A 17,255-nucleotide genomic window follows, 5' to 3' on the forward strand; every position below is an offset into this window, starting at 1 on the left:
ATGCCTATTTTAGTACAAAAATTAGTGCATCCTTCTTTCGCTAATCTCCATGCTTTTTCGCCAAAAGCTCCATCATTCTGTTCGCGTGTTTTTGAAATACTGCGGACTCATGTTCGTGATCATTTTGTCGGTCAGGAGCTGGGGGCAGGTTCGTTCTGGAGAATTGCAAGTCGATCGGTTGTCGGCGAAGAACGGGCTTTCTCATAATTCTATACTTTGCATCTGGCAGGATACCGACGGCTTTTTATGGCTTGGGACCAAAGATGGGCTGAATAAATATGATGGCTATGCGTTCACAGTCTACAAACCGGACCCCGCCGATCCTGCCAACACCTTAGGACACAACTGGATATCAGGAATTTGTCGGGACCGAAAAGGTCGCATGTGGGTAACGACCCTGGGTGGTGGGCTTCATTTGTTTGATCGACAGACGGGAAAAACCACCGCTTATCGGATTGATCCTGTTCGAATTTCGCTGCGAAATGCGATGCTTTCGATTATCGAAGATAAGCAGGGTATCCTCTGGATTGCCTCTCGGGAAGGGCTAAACCGATTCGATCCTGAGACTCGGAAATTTACATTATTCCCCTCGCCTAATCAGGAAAAACCCGATGTTTACACGGTTCAGGAAGATCGACAGGGGCGATTATGGGTAGGCGCCGGAGATGGCCTATACCAATTGAACCGTCAGACAGGCGCTTATAGTCGGTTCAGGCTAAGTCAGAATCAGGCAGATACAACAACTGGCGTTTCACTCGTTTTTCCTGATCCATCTGGTGCCGTGTGGATTGGTACAGTGTCGGGACAATTTTACCGATTAACCGCTGCAGGCGAACTACAGAAAATTTATGACTATCAGCCTAAAGGGCGGGAAATCAATCGATTCTATCCGTTTGGTGCTCTCCAGATGGATAAAGCAGGAAATCTTTGGGGCACTCTTTCCGGTCTCGATGGATTGATTCATGTAAATGCAGCTACAGGCCAGCTGGCCCGTGTGCTGGCTAATCCTACACAAGCAGGTGGCCTCAGCAGTAATACGATTCTTTCGCTCTACTTCGATCGGGAAGGAATCTTATGGGTCGGTACCGACAACGGACTGGATAAGCACGTAGCGCAGCCTAAAAAATTCCGTACATTTCAACTGGTTGCCAACAACACCATTGTTCGATTGCCGGAAAACAGCATTCGAACCATATGCCAGGATCATTCGGGCGTCATCTGGTTCAGTAATGATCTGGGTGAGTTATATTCGTTTCATCGCCAGACGGGTCGCTATCAACGTTATTTTCTTGAGCCAGCCTCGTCTAGTCATGTATTTAATGATGGAGTAACGGCGATCTATGAGGACCGGGCCAGGCAACTATGGGTTAGTGCTGGTCTTTACCTGCATCGACTGGATCGGAAAACGGGCTCATTTGCCCAATACCGATGTCAGATTCGGGTGCGGTGTATTCGGGAGGATGCAACGGGTAAACTATGGTTGGCGGGCCGGGGACTCGCCTGTTTTGATCCGAAAACCCAGCAGTTTACGTATTATCACCATGACCCAAAAAATCCAAATAGCCTCGGCGATGAGTCGCTGGTGGTTGCATTGCCAACCCGCGATGGAACCGTATGGGCAGCCTCTACACGAAAAGGACTTAGTCGACTTCAGCCATCGACGGGTCAATTCATGCATTACCAGCCTCATTACCAGCATGCGTCTGGCTACTTAACTGATAAAGATATTCGTAGCTTGTATGAAGATCATCGAGGCCAGTTGTGGGTAGGCACGAATCAGGGCGGTTTAAATCGGTATGATGCCCGGACAGATTCATTTTCGACCTTTACCACCAATGATGGCCTTCCAAATAATCATATTGTTGGTATCGTGGAGGATAAGGATGAAAACCTATGGCTTTCGACCAATCAGGGTATTTGTCGCTTCAACCCCAAAACCAAAACTTACCGTAATTACGACGAAAGTGATGGCTTACAGGCTAATGAGTTTTTTGACGCCTGTGCAACTGGAGTGAATGGCCAGTTGGTTTTTGGTGGTCCCAATGGCTTTAATATCTTCGATCCGTCAAAAATTCATGACAATCCCCTGATTCCTCCCGTACGAATTACGCGTGTTCAGATTCAGAATGATGCCGAACAGCTACCTACCGAAACACTCGAACTTCCCTACCAGGAGAATGATCTTTCGTTCGACTTTGTGGCTCTTAATTTTATTATGCCCGAAAAGAATCAGTATGCCTACCAATTGACAAGTGTCGATAAAGGTTGGGTTTATTGTGGCAACCGGCGTTTTGTGAGCTATACTAATCTGGAGTCGGGGGAGTATGTATTTCGGGTCAAAGCCTCCAATAACGATGGCGTCTGGAATGAAAAAGGAACACAACTCCGTATCATTATTCAGTCGCCTTTCTGGCAAACCTGGTGGTTTAGAGGACTTTTGCTAGTACTCATTTCGGGTATTATTTATATGGGACTACAGTACCGAATTCGGCAGGTTAAGCGGCAGGAATCGCAGAAAACGGCCTTCAACAAACAGTTAGCGGCTATGGAAATGCAGGCGCTCAGGGCGCAGATGAACCCGCACTTCATTTTTAACAGCCTTAATTCAATTAACCGATTCATTATGAAAAATGAATCGGAGAAAGCGTCGGATTATCTGGCAAAGTTCTCGAAGTTGATTCGGTTGATTCTGCACCATTCGAGCATGCCCGTAGTCACGCTGGAAAGCGAGCTGGAATCACTTCAGCTTTATCTTACTCTGGAATCGCTTCGGTTTGATGATCAGTTTACATTTTCGATTCATGTTGGGGAAGAGGTTGAGCCTGCCTATACCGAATTGCCGCCTATGATTATTCAACCGTATGTAGAAAATGCCATTTGGCATGGGCTCATGCACAAAGAGGGTGGGGGACGCATAACGATTGATTGGCAGGTAGAGAAAGGTGCCCTGATCTGCACGATTGAGGATAATGGTATTGGGCGGAAAAAGTCTGCCGAATTGAAGAGTAAATCTGCGACACGGACTAAATCGCTGGGCATGCAAATTACCTCGAACCGACTCAAACTTAGTCAGTTGTTAGATGGCAGGCAGCCGACTGTACACATTCAGGATCTGGTTGATCCCGATGGTGAACCTGCCGGAACCAGTGTAACGGTACGAATTCCAATATGATAAAAGCAATTATTATTGACGACGAAGCCCATTGCCGGGAAACGTTGTCTATGCAACTGGCTAAGTATTGTTCACAGGTAAACATACTGGCGGAGTGCCGGTCGGCATCTGAAGGGCTAAAGGCGATTGCAGAACATGCACCCGACTTGCTCTTTCTGGATGTCGAAATGCCGCTTATGAATGGCTTTGAAATGCTGGAACAACTCTCCAGTATTCCCTTCGATATTATCTTCACAACGGGCTATGATACCTACGCTATAAAAGCCATTCGATTCAGTGCGCTGGATTACCTGCTGAAACCCATTGATAAGGATGACCTGCTAAAAGCCGTTGCTAAAGTTAATCCGCAACCGGAACCACACATGGCTCAGCAAATTGAGCTTTTGCTACAAAAGCTGGGACATAAACCTGCCTTGCAGAAAATTGCGCTACCAAGCCTACAGGGTTTTGAACTGGTGCTGATCGATACGATTATCCGATGCGAAGCCGATAACAATTACACGCATGTTTTCCTAAAATCGCGCCAATCGTTACTTGTATCCCGGACGTTGAAAGAGATCGAAGAACTATTGGAGGAGAGCTCGTTTCTGCGCGTTCATCAGTCTCACCTGATTAATCTAAACGAAATAATCCGCTACGTTCGGGGCGAAGGGGGGTATGTGGTCATGAGTGATAACTCAACCGTACATGTGTCCCGTAGCCGGAAAGATGAACTTCTGAAAATGTTCCGGTAAACTTATCGCTTTACCGATACCACTTATAAATGGTTAGTTGCTCACTCAACTAGGCTCAATACTCATTCTGAGTAGGATTTACGCTCCCCTGAACGGTAGTTTATGCCATGAGAAAGGGGAGAGTGATCAAATCGCTCATAAGTGATAATGAATAATCCTTGCACCTTTTATTACTCATTTAGTCTCTGAAATTTAATTCGACACGCAATACCAATAAAACGGACTCGTCGAAAGAAACTAGCGAAGTCTGAATGCTACTGGATTTAAGTAATAGTTAATTGTTAAGGAAAGCAGCCTCCATATTGAGAGACTGCTTTTTTGTAATGATCGCTTATGCGGAATGTTGTCAGGTAGAATTGAAGTGAGTGTAGGTTATTGCGAATGACACAGTGCGATGATCAATAAAGGGACGTTCAAAAGAGAGAAGATTAACGGCCAATGGTTGGTCGAAGCGATTGAAGCACAGGGCGAAACACTACACTCAGCCGCCAAACTAATAAACGTGGACAGTCGCTATTTCTACGCACATAAAGCAGGTAAAACCTCTATTTCAACCGCTGTACTGGCTGCACTATGTCAGGCTCTGCCAACTCTTTCTGAGCGATATGTGCTTACGGGACGGGGGCCAAAAAAAATTACAACGACGGGCGTAGATGCCGATATAGTGGTTGATATATATCGAATCAAAAATACGGTTGAACGAATCATCAATGAACTTGACGTCTGAGAACACACCGTCTGATAGGCATTTGTCTAGTGATTTAGCTTATTCCATTCGCGTGGAGTCTCTGCTCATATAACGCGAAATTATCGGCCTCGAAGCACACAAAAAGGATTGTCTCAACCGACGTTGGCTGTTCCAGACATTGGCGAATTGTGGTGATTGCCACATCAGCCGCTTTGTCTTTGGGGTATCCATAAATTCCTGTACTAATGTTTGGAAAGGCAAGGCTCGTCAGCTGGTTCTCAGAGGCAATTTCCATCGCCCGGCGATAGCAACTTGCCAATAACTCCGCTTCGCCCTGACGCCCACCCCGCCATACCGGACCAACTGCGTGAATGACGTGTTTGGCAGGCAATCGGTAGCCATTTGTGATTTTAGCATCACCTGTTTTACAGCCGTGTAATAGGCGGCACTCAAAAACCAACTCCGGCCCGGCAGCTCGATGAATAGCCCCATCGACACCCCCGCCACCAAGTAAACTCGTGTTAGCCGCATTCACGATGGCATCGACAGCCTGTTTCGTGATATCGCCCTGAATAACCTGAATTGTTGCCATAGGTTTCGGTTTTCGATATACCCCAAACCATTAATCGCTCCTCACTGTTTCACCACCTTTAGGGTACGCTTTTTATCGCCGGCGACTAAGGTCATAAAATACACGCCAGCCGATAAATTCAGATTGGGTAATACAAACGCGGCCAAACCGGGCGAGGTATAGCGATTCTGCCAGATAATCCGTCCGGCAGTGTTAATTAGCGTTGCATCTAGTGGGACATTAGCCTCTATTTCTCCCCACTGCACATCCAAAGATTGGGCATCGCTGAACGGGTTAGGGTAAACGAGTAATTGTCCAAACGAATCTGCCAGAGTGGAGGCCCGCTCGAAATTCGGAATCCCATACCCTAACTGATCATCGGGAGCGCCAAACTGGCTTCCCGACCGGCGTAGGGCTTCCGTTACCTGGGCTGCTGTCAGGCGAGGGTGCGACTGCCAGAATCCCGTTGCCAGACCGGCTAGCAAAGGTGTCGCAAACGACGTCCCATTACCTGTTGCAATTAGGCCATTCGGTATACCAATTACAGTACCCTGACCTCGCGCTGCTAAATCTGGTTTGACACGTCCATCGGCCGAAGGCCCAAATGAACTAAACGAAGCCCGTATGCCCGCTTGCGTAACGGCAGCAACTGCCAGAACTGATGCGGCATCAGATGGAGCCGAAATGTAGTGCCAGGAACTGCTTCCCTCATTGCCCGCAGCTACTACAACCACCATTCCAGTTTCGGTGGCAATTTGTGCCGCACGGCTGCAAAGGGCCGTTTTACCATCCATATTTTGGTAGGTATAGTTAGTAGATGCATCATCGAACTGGGTATATCCTAAAGACGAACTGATGACATCTACCCCCGCACTATCGGCATATTCAGCCCCCAAAAGCCAGTTGGCTTCTTCTATTTGTTTTTCGCTATTCGCGTCTTCGGTGCGGAGCAGAATGAAGGAGGCTTTGTAAGCAGTGCCGTAAAGTTGATTATCGGCGGTGGCCGCAATGGTTGACAGGCAGGATAAACCGTGCGAATCGTCTTCGTAAACGCTGGTTTCTTTCTTGACAAAATCATAGGTGGCCAGCACCCTGTTTTCATCGAACACAGGTTTCAGGTAAGGGACTTTGTTTGCATTCAGAAAGCCCGCATCCAGAAGCCCAATTAACATACCTTCGCCATGATAGCCCTGTTGGTGCATTTTGTCGGCACCAAGTTGCGTAACCTGATCCTGCGAAGTTCCATAATTAAGGGGTGCATCAACTGTCCCAAACTTGCCGAAGCTATCAGCCGTATACGATACTGCTGGTGGTGCTTCCGTAGCACTCACGCGGGCGTTTGCCAGCGACCTACCAAATTCGAGTCCCTTGACAAAGGCTAGTTTTTGTATAGCAGCAATAGTCGCATCGTCGGCTTCGACCAATACCGCATTCATCCAGCGTGACGGAAACCATATTTTCGCTCCTGCCTGCTGAAGCTGAGTGATATACGTTGGGTTAACGGGCAAGTCACGTTCCAGAACGGCAATGTTTTGTTTCTGTCGACGCAGAATAGATCGTTGGGATAAAAATTGCTCCGGCTTGCTAACACTGTATGGTGTATTGGCTTTATCACGGAGAAGTACCAGATACTTGCGCGTAACCTGACTAAAACCGTTAAGTTGACTAAGCAGGAGCAGAAGTACTAACCAGCCAGTTTTATTGATTGCCATAGGCTTGGATGCGATATACTTGTTGAGTACCATAATCTATCTGGTTATGTCCAATGCAGGCCGGAGAGGATGAGCAAAACTGTACGTTTATCTGCTCCTTATAAATCAACCCCACTTGCTGGGCATATACCGCTACATGTTTAGTCTGCGCAATGAGTGTTGAATCATTCTTTCCCAAAACGGTAACTATCTGGTCGAATTGTTTATCCTGTACGCGATAAAACTGACCTGCGTTGCGTGCTGTATAGGTATCTAAACCTAATGCATTGCGCCGATTACCATCCCAGCTTAGTTGATTACTGATCGGAAATACTAGTTGAACAAAATCCCTACCGTTTTCGGTACGAATGGCTTCGTTATTGACTATACGGGCCGACCAGACGGAGTCGGTCTGCCAGGGTTGACTATCTGAAACACGTCGAAAGCGCATTAGTCGATAGGCGGTTTGGCCTGTAACGTCGGTATAAGGCTGTCCTACGACTTCTTTGAGTTGGTAGGTTTGCAGAAGAGGTGCTGCATTTAGCGTGTATTGACGCTCTTGTACATCATAAACAACGTAACGGCCGGTTTCGAGAGGGAAATAGTTGAGGTCTGTAGTCTCCGGTTCAGTTGTTTTCCATTGGCAACCTATCAGTTGAAATAAGCCAACTAGCACAAAAAGAAATGATCGGCAGAAATTCATAAGTCAACGAAAAACGAATTTCCGAAGATAATGAGTTGGGCCGTAGAAGACAACAGAGCTATGGTAGACTCAAAAAATCCGACTCCAGGCGAAGCGGATAATCAGTAGGAGAGCAATGAATCCGACAACAATATACGTGAAGGGAACGTAGGTAATGGCATAAATGCGGGTTCGGTCAATGAACCACAAAATACCCATGACGGCGGCAATCAGTGTCAGAAAACTCGATAGTTTTCCGAAACCAGGAATGTAATTAAATGGAATTTTACGGCGAATCAGGAACAAGGTGCCAACCATTGTTAGAATGGGCAGTACCTGCAAGGCCAGGTTCATATCCCAAATACTCTGCCGTTCGAAGAGAAATAGATAAATATTGAGCGTAACTGCAAAAATGCCCGGAATACAGGCCAGATAAACCAGAACGGCATATACGTATTTCCACTTTATGATCTCTTCCGCTGTGTCGCCCGACCACAGGTTTACTAAAAAAGCTACTGTTGGTACAGAAGCCAGAAGAAGAAACAATAAAGCAGGCTGCCCTGAAATGGCTGCAAATACGTCGCGGAGGGTCATGAGAGATGGCCGGGAGCAAGGAGCGTGGAGCAGGGATAAGTAAGCTTTGGGCTTCATATTCCCTGCTCCACGCTCCTTGCTCCCGGCAAATTTTATTTAAGCGTCAATAAATAACCGATCGTAAAGTTGGCATCCCAATCGAATACGAACTGGTTGCAGCCAGTGGCATCGGCGATCGATTTGTAAATGTTCAGACCCGCTTTCGATTTGGCACTTTCGAGTTTATAGGCCGATGGTGCATCGAGAACTGTATAACGTTCCTTGCCCTTCCGAACACTCTTGGCCAGTTCAAACGGGACGCCCCCAATAATGAAACAGGTTTTCCGATGATCGCTCGGCACTTGTTTCGCCTTGGCTTTTACATCACTGGCAACGGCGTCATCGCTGGTACCATTTTCAAAGTATTTCGCTCCGTAAGTTTCCAGTGCCTTTGTAAAACTGCCTTCCTTCCAGGAAATTTTGGTATTACCTGAGCCAATGTCTGTTACGAATGAATTATCATAGAATTCAGTAGGCAATACGGCCCGAAGCCCCAGTGAACCTTCCTGCTCGGGCGTAACGGTATTCACCACGTAGTTCAGTGACTTTAGGGCTTTGATTATTTTCTGAGTGCTTTCAATTTTAACAGCCCCCGAGCTAACCACAAACTGAATATTACGGCCACTCACACCAAAGTCAAGCATCTTGCCGATGTAGGATTTCAGACCTGCTCTGATGTCGTCGTCGGTAGCCATATTTTCCTGAACGAGGCTGTTACCAAACTCTGCTTTTTCGAGTTTCCAGCGCTTCTGATCATCAATTCGGACAATGAATGAGTTAAAGCCACTGGCCCCCATCTCAACCACGCCTTTAAGAATACCATTCTGCGGTTCTGGCGCGGTGTATGTAAACGAAGGACTTGGTTGGCTACTGCTGGCTTCATCCGATGATCCTGATGATGATGCGGTTGATTCTTCAACTTCGGCTTCAGCCGTTTTATCATCGGCACGAGGCAATGTTTGCGATTCCGTATATTCCTTGTCTTTAGGCGCCAGTTTGCGCAGCGCTTCGTTGCCACCGAAGTAGCGGAATGCGAAGAAAATACCAGCTAAAATAAGGGCCGTGATAAGTAGCCGGCCAGCTACGGTTAAGCGTTGCATAAGTTAAAAAGGTGAAAGCGTGAATGAGCGAAAGAGTGAATGAAAGCGAAAGAGTGAAAATGGTTTTGCTTTAGTCGGGTACCGTTTTGGCGGCCTACTCTTTCGCTCATTCACGCTTTCGCTCTTTAAAAATTAGTCTAGCAAATTCTTATAGCCTGCATCTTTCTGTGGAGCGGGCCCGAGGTTAAGCGGCTGTATGGGTGCATCCAACTGGACGATCTTGAACTCGCCTTTGTTGTAGGCTTCGAGTAGAGCCTCGCCTTTGTCAGACAGGATGCCGTTCTGGATATCTACTCCGTTAATAAAGTCCATCGACAGGTCCATGGCCCGCTTCATCTCACCGAGTTTCATACTCATATCGTCCTGAATGTATTCCATCGACTGATCGAAGTAGAACTTCTTGTCGGGATCACCCTTAAAGATGCTCACCGCTGTCTTGAGCGCATTTGAGCTGTCTTTAACGATCTGGTATTCAGTCTCTTTGAGCCGGACTTTAATTTCGGTTTCCTTGATAATATAATCGGCGCTCTGGTTCACTTTTTCCATGAAGGCCAGTACGTTTTTCATATTCCGCTGGAGTGGTAAGAGCTTCTCGTTCATTTCCTGCAAGCCAGCGCCTTCGATAGTGGCCAACTGAGCGGCTTCGCGCATGCCGGGCTTATCGCTCATCGCGTTTGCCTTGTTAGCTTCAGCAAACTTCTGTTTGATAGACTCATTATTCTCCGTTATTTTCTTGTTCAGCTTCACTAACTGCCCAGCCAGGATATTGATTTGCCCCTGCATTTTTTCGCGCTTCTCCCGCAAATCCTGAATATAGATTTTCATGATAGCGATGGGATTCAGTTGGATCACCGTTCCCGTAATGCTCCGCATCAACGTCTTGAACAGAAAGAAAACAGCAGTACGAACATCTTTGCTGGTGAACAGAAAAATCAGTACACCCAGCGCTCCCAGCAGCAGAGCCAGTTCGAGGATGTTCGAGGTGGCCCGAATCAGGAATTCGATAATTCGGTTGAAATAGACCAGGCCAAAACCAGCTACGCCAGCCAGCGTAATCATGCCCAGAATACCTTCGGGGCGGCTCCAGAACGAACGCTTCTCTACGTCCGTATTGCCGCCAAGTTGAGAAAAATCAGGTGTTGCCATTGGTTTAGTTTAAAGTTTGGTTCAATGTTTCAGGTTAGCTAATGCGATTAGAACTTGTAACCTTGAACTTATTTCAAGTACTGACCTATTTTGGCGATATCGCCTTTGATCTGGTCAGTAAAGTGCACGAACGTGGTATCGTAGTTCTGTTTATTCTGCGTGATTTTGGCACTTTGCTCATTGACTTCACCGCCAATGGCCGACAACCGATTCGTATTGGCGTCGATCTGCTTCTGAATTTCCGCCAATTGTTTTGTGAGTGCTTCGTTTTCGGTTTGCAGCCGTTTTTGCTCGTTCTGTAAACCCCCAACCCGCTCGGCCAATGCGGCTTCGACACTTTTACCAAAGGCATCCCGGTCTTTGTTCAGCGCTGCAATATACTGATTCGCAGTGTTGGTCAAAGCTGCCATGTCCGCACTGCCGCCGAGTGCTTTAAAGCTCGCCCAAGCCGCCTGATACTGTTTGTCTTCGGGCAGGCCGAGATTGGTCAGACTCCGCAACGTTTCGCGGAATTCAAAATAATCGGGGCCCGGCGGGTTGTTCTGGGCCAGCACAGTTGCAAAATGCTCCGCAAATTTTGAATCAATTGACCCCGAAGTTGCGGTAGGTATTGCGGGCGCTGGACCCGGATTCGGTGTGTTGGCAACCGGACGCGGAGCTGCCGATTTTTGAGCTGGCTGCGTACCGGTAGCGACTCCTGGTTCTTCCTCTTTGACAAAGAAACTCAGGATTTTACGACCAATTGACTTATCAGGTTCTGGCATAGTTGTCTGTCAGTTGCGGGCGATACCCGTGCGTGAAATACTGAACAATGTTACGAGGTTCGAGTCAATCCAACAATATCAGATTTGGCCGAACGGTTGCGGGACTTGACAAATTGTTGCAGGGCGGGCCGAATGTAAAACTGATTGTTTCAGGTTCAATGTTTCAGGTTAGTGGCGCTACTGAACTTGAAACCTGAAACCTGAAACCAGGAACAATCAATCCTCCTTCAACCTCCCTTCCATCTCTTCTCGAAATTTTTCCACTTTGGCTTTTGAGACGAGCTGAAGATATAAGTTAGTATGCAAATTGTGTCGGTAGTAATCTTGATGATAAACTTCGGCGGGATAGAATACCTTGAATGACTCCACCTGGGTTACAACCGGGACTTTGTGATGGCCTGATGCATTTTCGCGACGAATGGCCGTTTCAATGCGAGCTTTCTCGTCGGGCGTTCGATAGAATATCGCTGAGCGGTAGTGTTTACCGATATCAGGCCCTTGTCGGTTCAGTTGGGTTGCATCATGTCCAGCAAAGAAAGCATCGAGCAAAACATCATAGGAAATCACCTTGGGGTTGTAGTAAACCTGTACGGTTTCGGCATGTCCCGTCTGGTCTGTCCCGACCTGTTCATAAGTTGGGTATTCCAAATCACCACCAGCGTAACCCGAAACGGCTTCCCGAACCCCTTTCAACGATTTCATTTCTTCCTGCACAGCCCAGAAACAACCTCCCGCTACGGTAGCCACCGCTTCGCCGGGACGTAGGGTTGGTAGCTTCGCCGGATTGATGTCGATGACCGTGTTCGTTTTTTCATCTGGTTGTTGGTTGCAGCCAAAAAACAGCCAAATAGAAAGAAACAGAAAAAAGGCGGGGACAAACGATTTCATAGAAGAACAACTATAGTCGAACAACACAAAACGGGCGCAGGATGTTACGTAGCGCAATATGCAGCCAATAGTTAACTTTGTATTTAGTCGTATTACCTGCTCAATCGCGAGGGAATAAGGCACTATTTATATGTCGCTCACAACTTTAGGACTTGAATTGCCGACCGACCCACGCTGGGTCAATATTGCCGAAATGAATATCGGTGAAATCCTGATCGACCATGCCTGGTGCGAACAGAAAGCTGCTTCGTCATGCATCTCGCTCATTGTTATGTACACCGAAAAAGTAAGACTGGTGGAGGTATTAACGCCAATCGTAACCGAAGAATGGGGACATTTTCAACGAGTACTCAAAGAACTGGCTAAGCGCAATATCCCGCTCGGTCGGCAGAGAAAGGATGAGTATGTCAATCAACTCCGCTCCCGAATTCGCCGGACAAGTGGCGATCAGCATGGGCAGATGTTAGATAATCTACTCATCAACGCGCTTGTCGAAGCCCGAAGTTGCGAGCGATTCAAGCTCCTTTCCGAACATATCGCCGACGAAAGCTTACGGAAATTCTACCGCGAGCTGATGATTTCGGAAGCAGGTCACTACCGAACGTTCATCGAACTGGCCGAAACATACTTGCCTGCCAAACAGGTTCGGGAGCGTTGGAAAGATTTTCTGGTTATTGAAGCCGACATCATGGCCAATCTGGAGGTTCGGAGTGACCGGATGCATTAAGTTGTCTACTTTTTTCGTTACATTTGGTTAGTAAAGAAACCGAACAGCATTATGGAGATGCACGTATTGCCCTGGATTAAAGATGATGTTGCGATTGAGATTATCGGCAAGATGATTGCGGATCAGAATAGATTGCTTATCAATGTGTTGGATGCTTTTGAAAGCGTTGGTTTTGATGAAGATAGCCCAGAAGTTCAAGCTAATGCAGACTATCAATATCATAATCAGCGTATAATGTTATTGCAAGACGAAATCAGCCAAATCTATAGGAGAGAAAATACGCCCGAGTTACTAGAAAAAGTGAACACGCAATATGCTCCTTATATTAAGGGTCGGTTGAAAACCCTTAAGTCGTTTATATAACCCAGCATGGAATTGCACGAGTTTTCTGACAAAGAATTAGAAAGAGCTAAAAGGCGACTAAATCAAAAGTACTTCCTACGTAAGCTTACCTACATTAATCAACAGCCTATTGGCATACTCCTTGGCGGTCAGCCAGCATCGGGCAAAACAAGACTATTTGACTACGTACAGAAAGCTAATTCTGAGCATAAGTTCATCGAAATCAATGGTGACGAGTATCGTCAATATCATCCTCGTGCGCAGGAAATAGATGAAGAATACGGGCAGAATGCTCCCAAATACACGCAACCTTTCTCCAACGCATTAGTCGAATATGTTAAAGCCGAATGCCTTCGATTACGCTGTAATTTTATTATCGAAGGTACGATGCGCACTTATGCCGTCATTGAACGGACAGCTAGGGAAATTAAACAGGCTGGTTTCCTGTGCGAAGCCCATGCGTTGGCCGTGCATCGTCAGGATAGTTTGCTGGGTGTATTCCAGCGGTTTGAAAGCGATAAGCAACGTACCGGTGTCGGTCGCTTTTCGCCCATTGATATACACGACGAAGCGTACCGGCAAATTCCACTTAACCTTGCTAAAGCGGACCAGGACAAGTTGTTTAATCGCATCGTTATCTACACACGTAAGGCAGGTGGGCAGTTGGAAATTGGCCTAGAGCGAACAAACACCAATAGTAAATCAATTGATTTCTCTTCTGAATTTGACTATCTCCGCCAGCCTATTTTCGATACGATATTTTATCAGAATCAATGGCTTGCCCTCAGTGAATTAGCGCAAAATCGTGGCGAAACCGATAGGGTGTACCTTAACCACATTAAGGAATTTATCCGTCTGTTCAGATAACTGTCGCCGACGGTTGGGTTATCTTTACTGTTCGATTCTATACTCACCGGCTAATGACTTTTCTTCAACAAACGGCTCAACGAATTTTTGACCAGCACGGCCCTAGTCTGAGCGATGTTTGGGTGATTCTGCCTACACGTCGGGCGGTGTCAGTGTTTCTGGACGAGCTGGCCGCGCTTTCTGATCGCCCTTTTTTAGCCCCCCATGCACTGGCCGTTGATGATTTTATTACGCAGGCCGCTGGTGTACAGCTGATTGATTCTGTCAGTTTACTATTCGAACTCTACGATGTTTTCAAGGAAATTGATCCCCAAGTCGAGTTTGAGCAGTTTATTGGCTGGGCGTCGGTGCTACTAGCCGACTTCGACCGCATTGACCAATACCTCGTTAGCCCAACCGAACTCTTTAGCTATCTAACGGCGGCCAAAGCGCTCGAACGCTGGCAGGTCGACAGACCTTCATCGGCGCAGCCAATTGTCGAAACACCTGGAACGAGTCGCTATTTCAAACTTTTCGAAAACTTACATACGGCTTACAATGCCCTGCACAAACGCCTAACCGAAGAGCGATTAGCGTATCGAGGTATGGCCTACCGGTTACTGGCCCAGAATGTCGAAACCTTGATTCGGGATAATCTGGCTTATGAGCGCGTGTATTTTGTAGGTTTCAACGCCCTCAGCCGGGCCGAAGAGCATATTATTCGAGTGTTGGTCGATGCTCAGAAAGCGGAACTTATCTGGGATGCAGACCAATATTACATCCGCGATTGGGGACAGGAAGCCGGTGAATTTCTGCGCAGATACCGCGACAATGGCTGGTTTTTCTCGAAACAGAATCAGGAAGACCTTGCTCAACTGTCGAATAATCTGCTTGGTACGGAGAAAAATATTCGCGTCGTAGGCGTACCGAATGCCAGTATGCAGGCCAAAGTGGCTGGGAAAATTTATAGTGATTGGCAGAGGGCAGGGAGCACGGAGCGGGGAGCAGGAGTTATGGATGATCAGACTTCGAACTCCGCGCCCCATGCCCCTCGCTCTATGCCTAAGACCGCTATCGTTCTGGCCGACGAAACCTTGCTCATACCGGTCTTGTACGCTCTCGACGAAAACGTGACCGATCTGAACGTTACGATGGGCTTGTCACTACGGTCGTCGCTGTTGTTTACGCTGGTCGATACGTTGTTTGAGATGCAGCGAACGGTACACGAATTTCGGACGAAGGATGGCCGTGACCTGCGGATTCCTAAATACCATCACCGGCATGTGGTAAAGGTCCTGAATCATCCGTTTGTAAAACAATACGAGCGAATTCGGGGCCTTATGTGGCCGGGTGAAGCGCTGGAATCGGGCGACGTTTTGCCACCAGAACCTTTGTTTCAATGGATTGCAAAGGTCATTGTAAAAGATCAACGCGTTTATCTGACCGAAAAAGAAATGCGGGAGTTGGGGCAGGATGATCCGCTTGTTCGGGTTTTGTTTGCCCGTTGGCCCAATGATGCCCCAATGAAAGCCATTCGCGTTTTCTACGAATTAATTGAGTTATTGCGCGATGTATACCGGGTTAGCCAGGACGCAATCGAAATAGAATACCTCTATCTTTTTTTTACGCTCCTCAAACAACTCGAAGCGACGCTGGAACGGCAGGAAGAGAGTACTCAGCAGGGAACAAGGAGCGCGGAACAGACTATACGGAGCAGGGGGCGCAGAACTGGGAACAAGGAGCAGCTAAGTATAAACTTTAACTTCATTCCTCCACCTCTAAGCTCCGAACCCGTAGCCGTTACGGTGCGAAGTTTTCGGCAGTTTTTGTATGAATTAATTCGGCAAACGAGCATCCCGTTTACGAGTGAAGGAAAGAGCCAGTTGCAAATAATGGGGATGCTCGAAACGCGGGCTTTGGACTTCGATCGAGTTATTATTCTATCGGTTAACGAAGGGATTTTGCCGCAATCGAGGAAATTGAACTCGTTGATTCCCTTCGATATTGCGGCCGAATTACACTTGCCCACTTATCGGGAGCAGGAAGCTGTGATGGCCTATCACTTTTACCGACTACTGCAACGGGCAAACGAGATTGTGCTCCTACACACCACTTCGACCGATGCGTATGGAAATAGTAAAGGTGAACAAAGTCGATTCATTCGGCAGATTGAGCATGAACTGGTTCCCCGTTCGAAAGGACTCATCCGAATTAGTCACCCGACTGTTCGCTTTGGCCGAAAGGGTGCCAATACTGTAGCGGATCTGACAGATTTGCGAGTACCCAAAACCGATGCCATTCGCACCGAATTGATCAAAACATTAACGACACGAGGGTTATATCCATCCTATCTTAATCAGTTCGTGAGTTGTTCCATGCGCTTCTATTTCAGCCGAATCGTGAATATCAGTGAAGAGGAAGACATTGAAGAGAAAATGGGCGCTGCCGAATTCGGGAGTTGGCTCCACATGGTTCTGGAACGATTGGATAAAGAGTATCGCTTGCTGGAACGACCAATTGATGAGTTGATTATCAAGAACCTCTTGGAGGAAGAGTTCGCAAAGTCAATGAAAGGGCGGGTAATTGAGTCAGGTATGAACCTGCTGCTATACGAACTTGCCCAGAAACTCATGCTCGATTTTCAGCGGGAACAAGGCAAATTGGCTGGATTGACAGTTATTGGTACGGAGCAAACCCTCGAAACCTATTTGAAGGTGGCTCTGGATGGCGGTCAGGAAATAAATGTACGTATTGCTGGTAAAGTGGACCGCATCGAAAAGTTCGGAGATCAAATTCGGATTGTGGACTACAAAACGGGCAGTGTTAAACTACCCGAAAAAACACCTGCTGATTTGACCGAAAAATTGCTGAAAGACGGTGCAGAAGAAAAAATGAGACAGTTGTGGCTTTATCGCTACTTGGCTCTCAAGAATATTAGTGAATATGGTGGTCTACCTCGTGATAAAGGTAAACGAGATATTTTTCCGGCTAAAGGCTTGCCTGTCGAAGCGGGTTTCTACTCATTTCGTGATATCAATGGCGGATTCAAAACAAACCCCGTTCGGTTTGATACCAACGATGATCCAGATCAATACATTAAAGACTCAGAAGAGTTGTTGCGGCAACTAATTCGCCAACTACTTGACGTAGCTGAACCGTTTAAGAAGACGGATAAACTAGAAACCTGCCAATACTGCGATTTTAAAGGGATTTGCGGGCGGTAAATTAATTTTACCAAATTGGGAACCTTGTAATGTTAATCTCCGGTTAC

At 47.0% G+C, this 17,255-nt stretch carries 15 protein-coding genes; 7 read left to right on the forward strand and 8 right to left on the reverse strand.

Features of this window, described 5'->3' with window-relative positions:
• Window positions 1-49 precede the first annotated feature (49 nt).
• The 3 genes from GO755_RS29875 (at window position 50) to GO755_RS29885 (ending at window position 4,633) form a co-directional block, all read left to right on the forward strand.
• A complete protein-coding gene (locus GO755_RS29875) occupies window positions 50-3,172 on the forward strand; it encodes a sensor histidine kinase (RefSeq protein WP_157589104.1) in 3,123 nt (1,040 codons plus the stop codon).
• Entirely contained in the window at window positions 3,169-3,906 is a 738-nt protein-coding gene (locus tag GO755_RS29880) for a LytR/AlgR family response regulator transcription factor (protein ID WP_157589105.1), read from the forward strand. The genes GO755_RS29875 and GO755_RS29880 overlap by 4 nt, the downstream gene beginning before the upstream one ends.
• A gap of 394 nt (window positions 3,907-4,300) precedes the next feature.
• Complete coding sequence (locus GO755_RS29885; RefSeq protein WP_157589106.1) at window positions 4,301-4,633, forward strand: hypothetical protein; 333 nt, start codon at window positions 4,301-4,303, stop codon at window positions 4,631-4,633.
• 34 nt (window positions 4,634-4,667) lie between these two features.
• On the opposite strand, the gene GO755_RS29890 is transcribed toward GO755_RS29885, so the two are convergent.
• The 8 genes from GO755_RS29890 to msrA all read right to left on the reverse strand — a co-directional run bounded on the left by GO755_RS29890 (window position 4,668) and on the right by msrA (window position 12,069).
• Window positions 4,668-5,186, reverse strand: a complete 519-nt coding sequence (locus tag GO755_RS29890) for an O-acetyl-ADP-ribose deacetylase (RefSeq protein WP_157589107.1) — start codon at window positions 5,184-5,186, stop codon at window positions 4,668-4,670.
• Window positions 5,187-5,227: 41 nt separating this feature from the next.
• On the reverse strand, window positions 5,228-6,877 hold the full coding sequence (locus GO755_RS29895; RefSeq protein WP_227687137.1) for a S8 family peptidase: 1,650 nt from the start codon (window positions 6,875-6,877) through the stop codon (window positions 5,228-5,230).
• Window positions 6,864-7,559 carry a hypothetical protein gene (locus GO755_RS29900; RefSeq protein ID WP_157589109.1) on the reverse strand — a complete coding sequence of 232 codons (696 nt, stop codon included), beginning with the start codon at window positions 7,557-7,559 and terminating at the stop codon, window positions 6,864-6,866. The genes GO755_RS29895 and GO755_RS29900 overlap by 14 nt, the downstream gene beginning before the upstream one ends.
• A gap of 69 nt (window positions 7,560-7,628) precedes the next feature.
• Window positions 7,629-8,132 (reverse strand): hypothetical protein, encoded by a 504-nt coding sequence (locus GO755_RS29905; protein ID WP_157589110.1) that lies wholly within the window; start codon window positions 8,130-8,132, stop codon window positions 7,629-7,631.
• Window positions 8,133-8,224: 92 nt separating this feature from the next.
• Entirely contained in the window at window positions 8,225-9,271 is a 1,047-nt protein-coding gene (locus GO755_RS29910; RefSeq protein WP_157589111.1) for a hypothetical protein, read from the reverse strand.
• A 132-nt stretch (window positions 9,272-9,403) separates the two neighbouring features.
• Entirely contained in the window at window positions 9,404-10,417 is a 1,014-nt protein-coding gene (locus tag GO755_RS29915) for a hypothetical protein (protein WP_157589112.1), read from the reverse strand.
• Window positions 10,418-10,485: 68 nt separating this feature from the next.
• Window positions 10,486-11,181, reverse strand: a complete 696-nt coding sequence (locus GO755_RS29920) for a hypothetical protein (RefSeq protein ID WP_157589113.1) — start codon at window positions 11,179-11,181, stop codon at window positions 10,486-10,488.
• A 216-nt stretch (window positions 11,182-11,397) separates the two neighbouring features.
• On the reverse strand, window positions 11,398-12,069 hold the full coding sequence (gene msrA, locus GO755_RS29925; RefSeq protein ID WP_157589114.1) for a peptide-methionine (S)-S-oxide reductase MsrA: 672 nt from the start codon (window positions 12,067-12,069) through the stop codon (window positions 11,398-11,400).
• A 130-nt stretch (window positions 12,070-12,199) separates the two neighbouring features.
• Here msrA and miaE point away from each other — a divergent pair, with 130 nt between their 5' ends.
• Genes miaE through GO755_RS29945 form a run of 4 tightly spaced genes read left to right on the forward strand, consistent with a single transcriptional unit; the run spans window position 12,200 to window position 17,208 of the window.
• Window positions 12,200-12,796: a tRNA-(ms[2]io[6]A)-hydroxylase gene (gene miaE / locus GO755_RS29930; RefSeq protein ID WP_157589115.1), complete on the forward strand. Its 597-nt coding sequence runs from the start codon at window positions 12,200-12,202 to the stop codon at window positions 12,794-12,796.
• Between the two features lie 51 nt (window positions 12,797-12,847).
• Entirely contained in the window at window positions 12,848-13,159 is a 312-nt protein-coding gene (locus GO755_RS29935) for a hypothetical protein (RefSeq protein WP_157589116.1), read from the forward strand.
• A 6-nt stretch (window positions 13,160-13,165) separates the two neighbouring features.
• Window positions 13,166-14,005 carry a zeta toxin family protein gene (locus GO755_RS29940; protein WP_157589117.1) on the forward strand — a complete coding sequence of 280 codons (840 nt, stop codon included), beginning with the start codon at window positions 13,166-13,168 and terminating at the stop codon, window positions 14,003-14,005.
• 53 nt (window positions 14,006-14,058) lie between these two features.
• The gene (locus tag GO755_RS29945) at window positions 14,059-17,208 is read left to right on the forward strand and encodes a PD-(D/E)XK nuclease family protein (RefSeq protein ID WP_157589118.1); all 3,150 of its coding nucleotides are present in this window, start codon (window positions 14,059-14,061) and stop codon (window positions 17,206-17,208) included.
• The last annotated feature ends 47 nt before the right edge of the window (window positions 17,209-17,255 follow it).

The organism is Spirosoma arboris (assembly GCF_009754945.1).
Lineage (GTDB): Bacteria > Bacteroidota > Bacteroidia > Cytophagales > Spirosomataceae > Spirosoma > Spirosoma arboris.

Coding starts and splice junctions, on each gene's coding strand:
- msrA (WP_157589114.1), bottom strand. CDS start 12,069: ATGAAATCGTTTGTCCCCGCCTTTTTTCTGTTTCTTTCTATTTGGCTG.
- GO755_RS29915 (WP_157589112.1), bottom strand. CDS start 10,417: ATGGCAACACCTGATTTTTCTCAACTTGGCGGCAATACGGACGTAGAG.
- GO755_RS29890 (WP_157589107.1), bottom strand. CDS start 5,186: ATGGCAACAATTCAGGTTATTCAGGGCGATATCACGAAACAGGCTGTC.
- GO755_RS29910 (WP_157589111.1), bottom strand. CDS start 9,271: ATGCAACGCTTAACCGTAGCTGGCCGGCTACTTATCACGGCCCTTATT.
- GO755_RS29895 (WP_227687137.1), bottom strand. CDS start 6,877: ATGGCAATCAATAAAACTGGCTGGTTAGTACTTCTGCTCCTGCTTAGT.
- GO755_RS29885 (WP_157589106.1), top strand. CDS start 4,301: ATGATCAATAAAGGGACGTTCAAAAGAGAGAAGATTAACGGCCAATGG.
- GO755_RS29905 (WP_157589110.1), bottom strand. CDS start 8,132: ATGACCCTCCGCGACGTATTTGCAGCCATTTCAGGGCAGCCTGCTTTA.
- GO755_RS29880 (WP_157589105.1), top strand. CDS start 3,169: ATGATAAAAGCAATTATTATTGACGACGAAGCCCATTGCCGGGAAACG.
- GO755_RS29920 (WP_157589113.1), bottom strand. CDS start 11,181: ATGCCAGAACCTGATAAGTCAATTGGTCGTAAAATCCTGAGTTTCTTT.
- GO755_RS29875 (WP_157589104.1), top strand. CDS start 50: ATGCTTTTTCGCCAAAAGCTCCATCATTCTGTTCGCGTGTTTTTGAAA.
- GO755_RS29940 (WP_157589117.1), top strand. CDS start 13,166: ATGGAATTGCACGAGTTTTCTGACAAAGAATTAGAAAGAGCTAAAAGG.
- GO755_RS29900 (WP_157589109.1), bottom strand. CDS start 7,559: ATGAATTTCTGCCGATCATTTCTTTTTGTGCTAGTTGGCTTATTTCAA.
- GO755_RS29945 (WP_157589118.1), top strand. CDS start 14,059: ATGACTTTTCTTCAACAAACGGCTCAACGAATTTTTGACCAGCACGGC.
- GO755_RS29935 (WP_157589116.1), top strand. CDS start 12,848: ATGGAGATGCACGTATTGCCCTGGATTAAAGATGATGTTGCGATTGAG.
- miaE (WP_157589115.1), top strand. CDS start 12,200: ATGTCGCTCACAACTTTAGGACTTGAATTGCCGACCGACCCACGCTGG.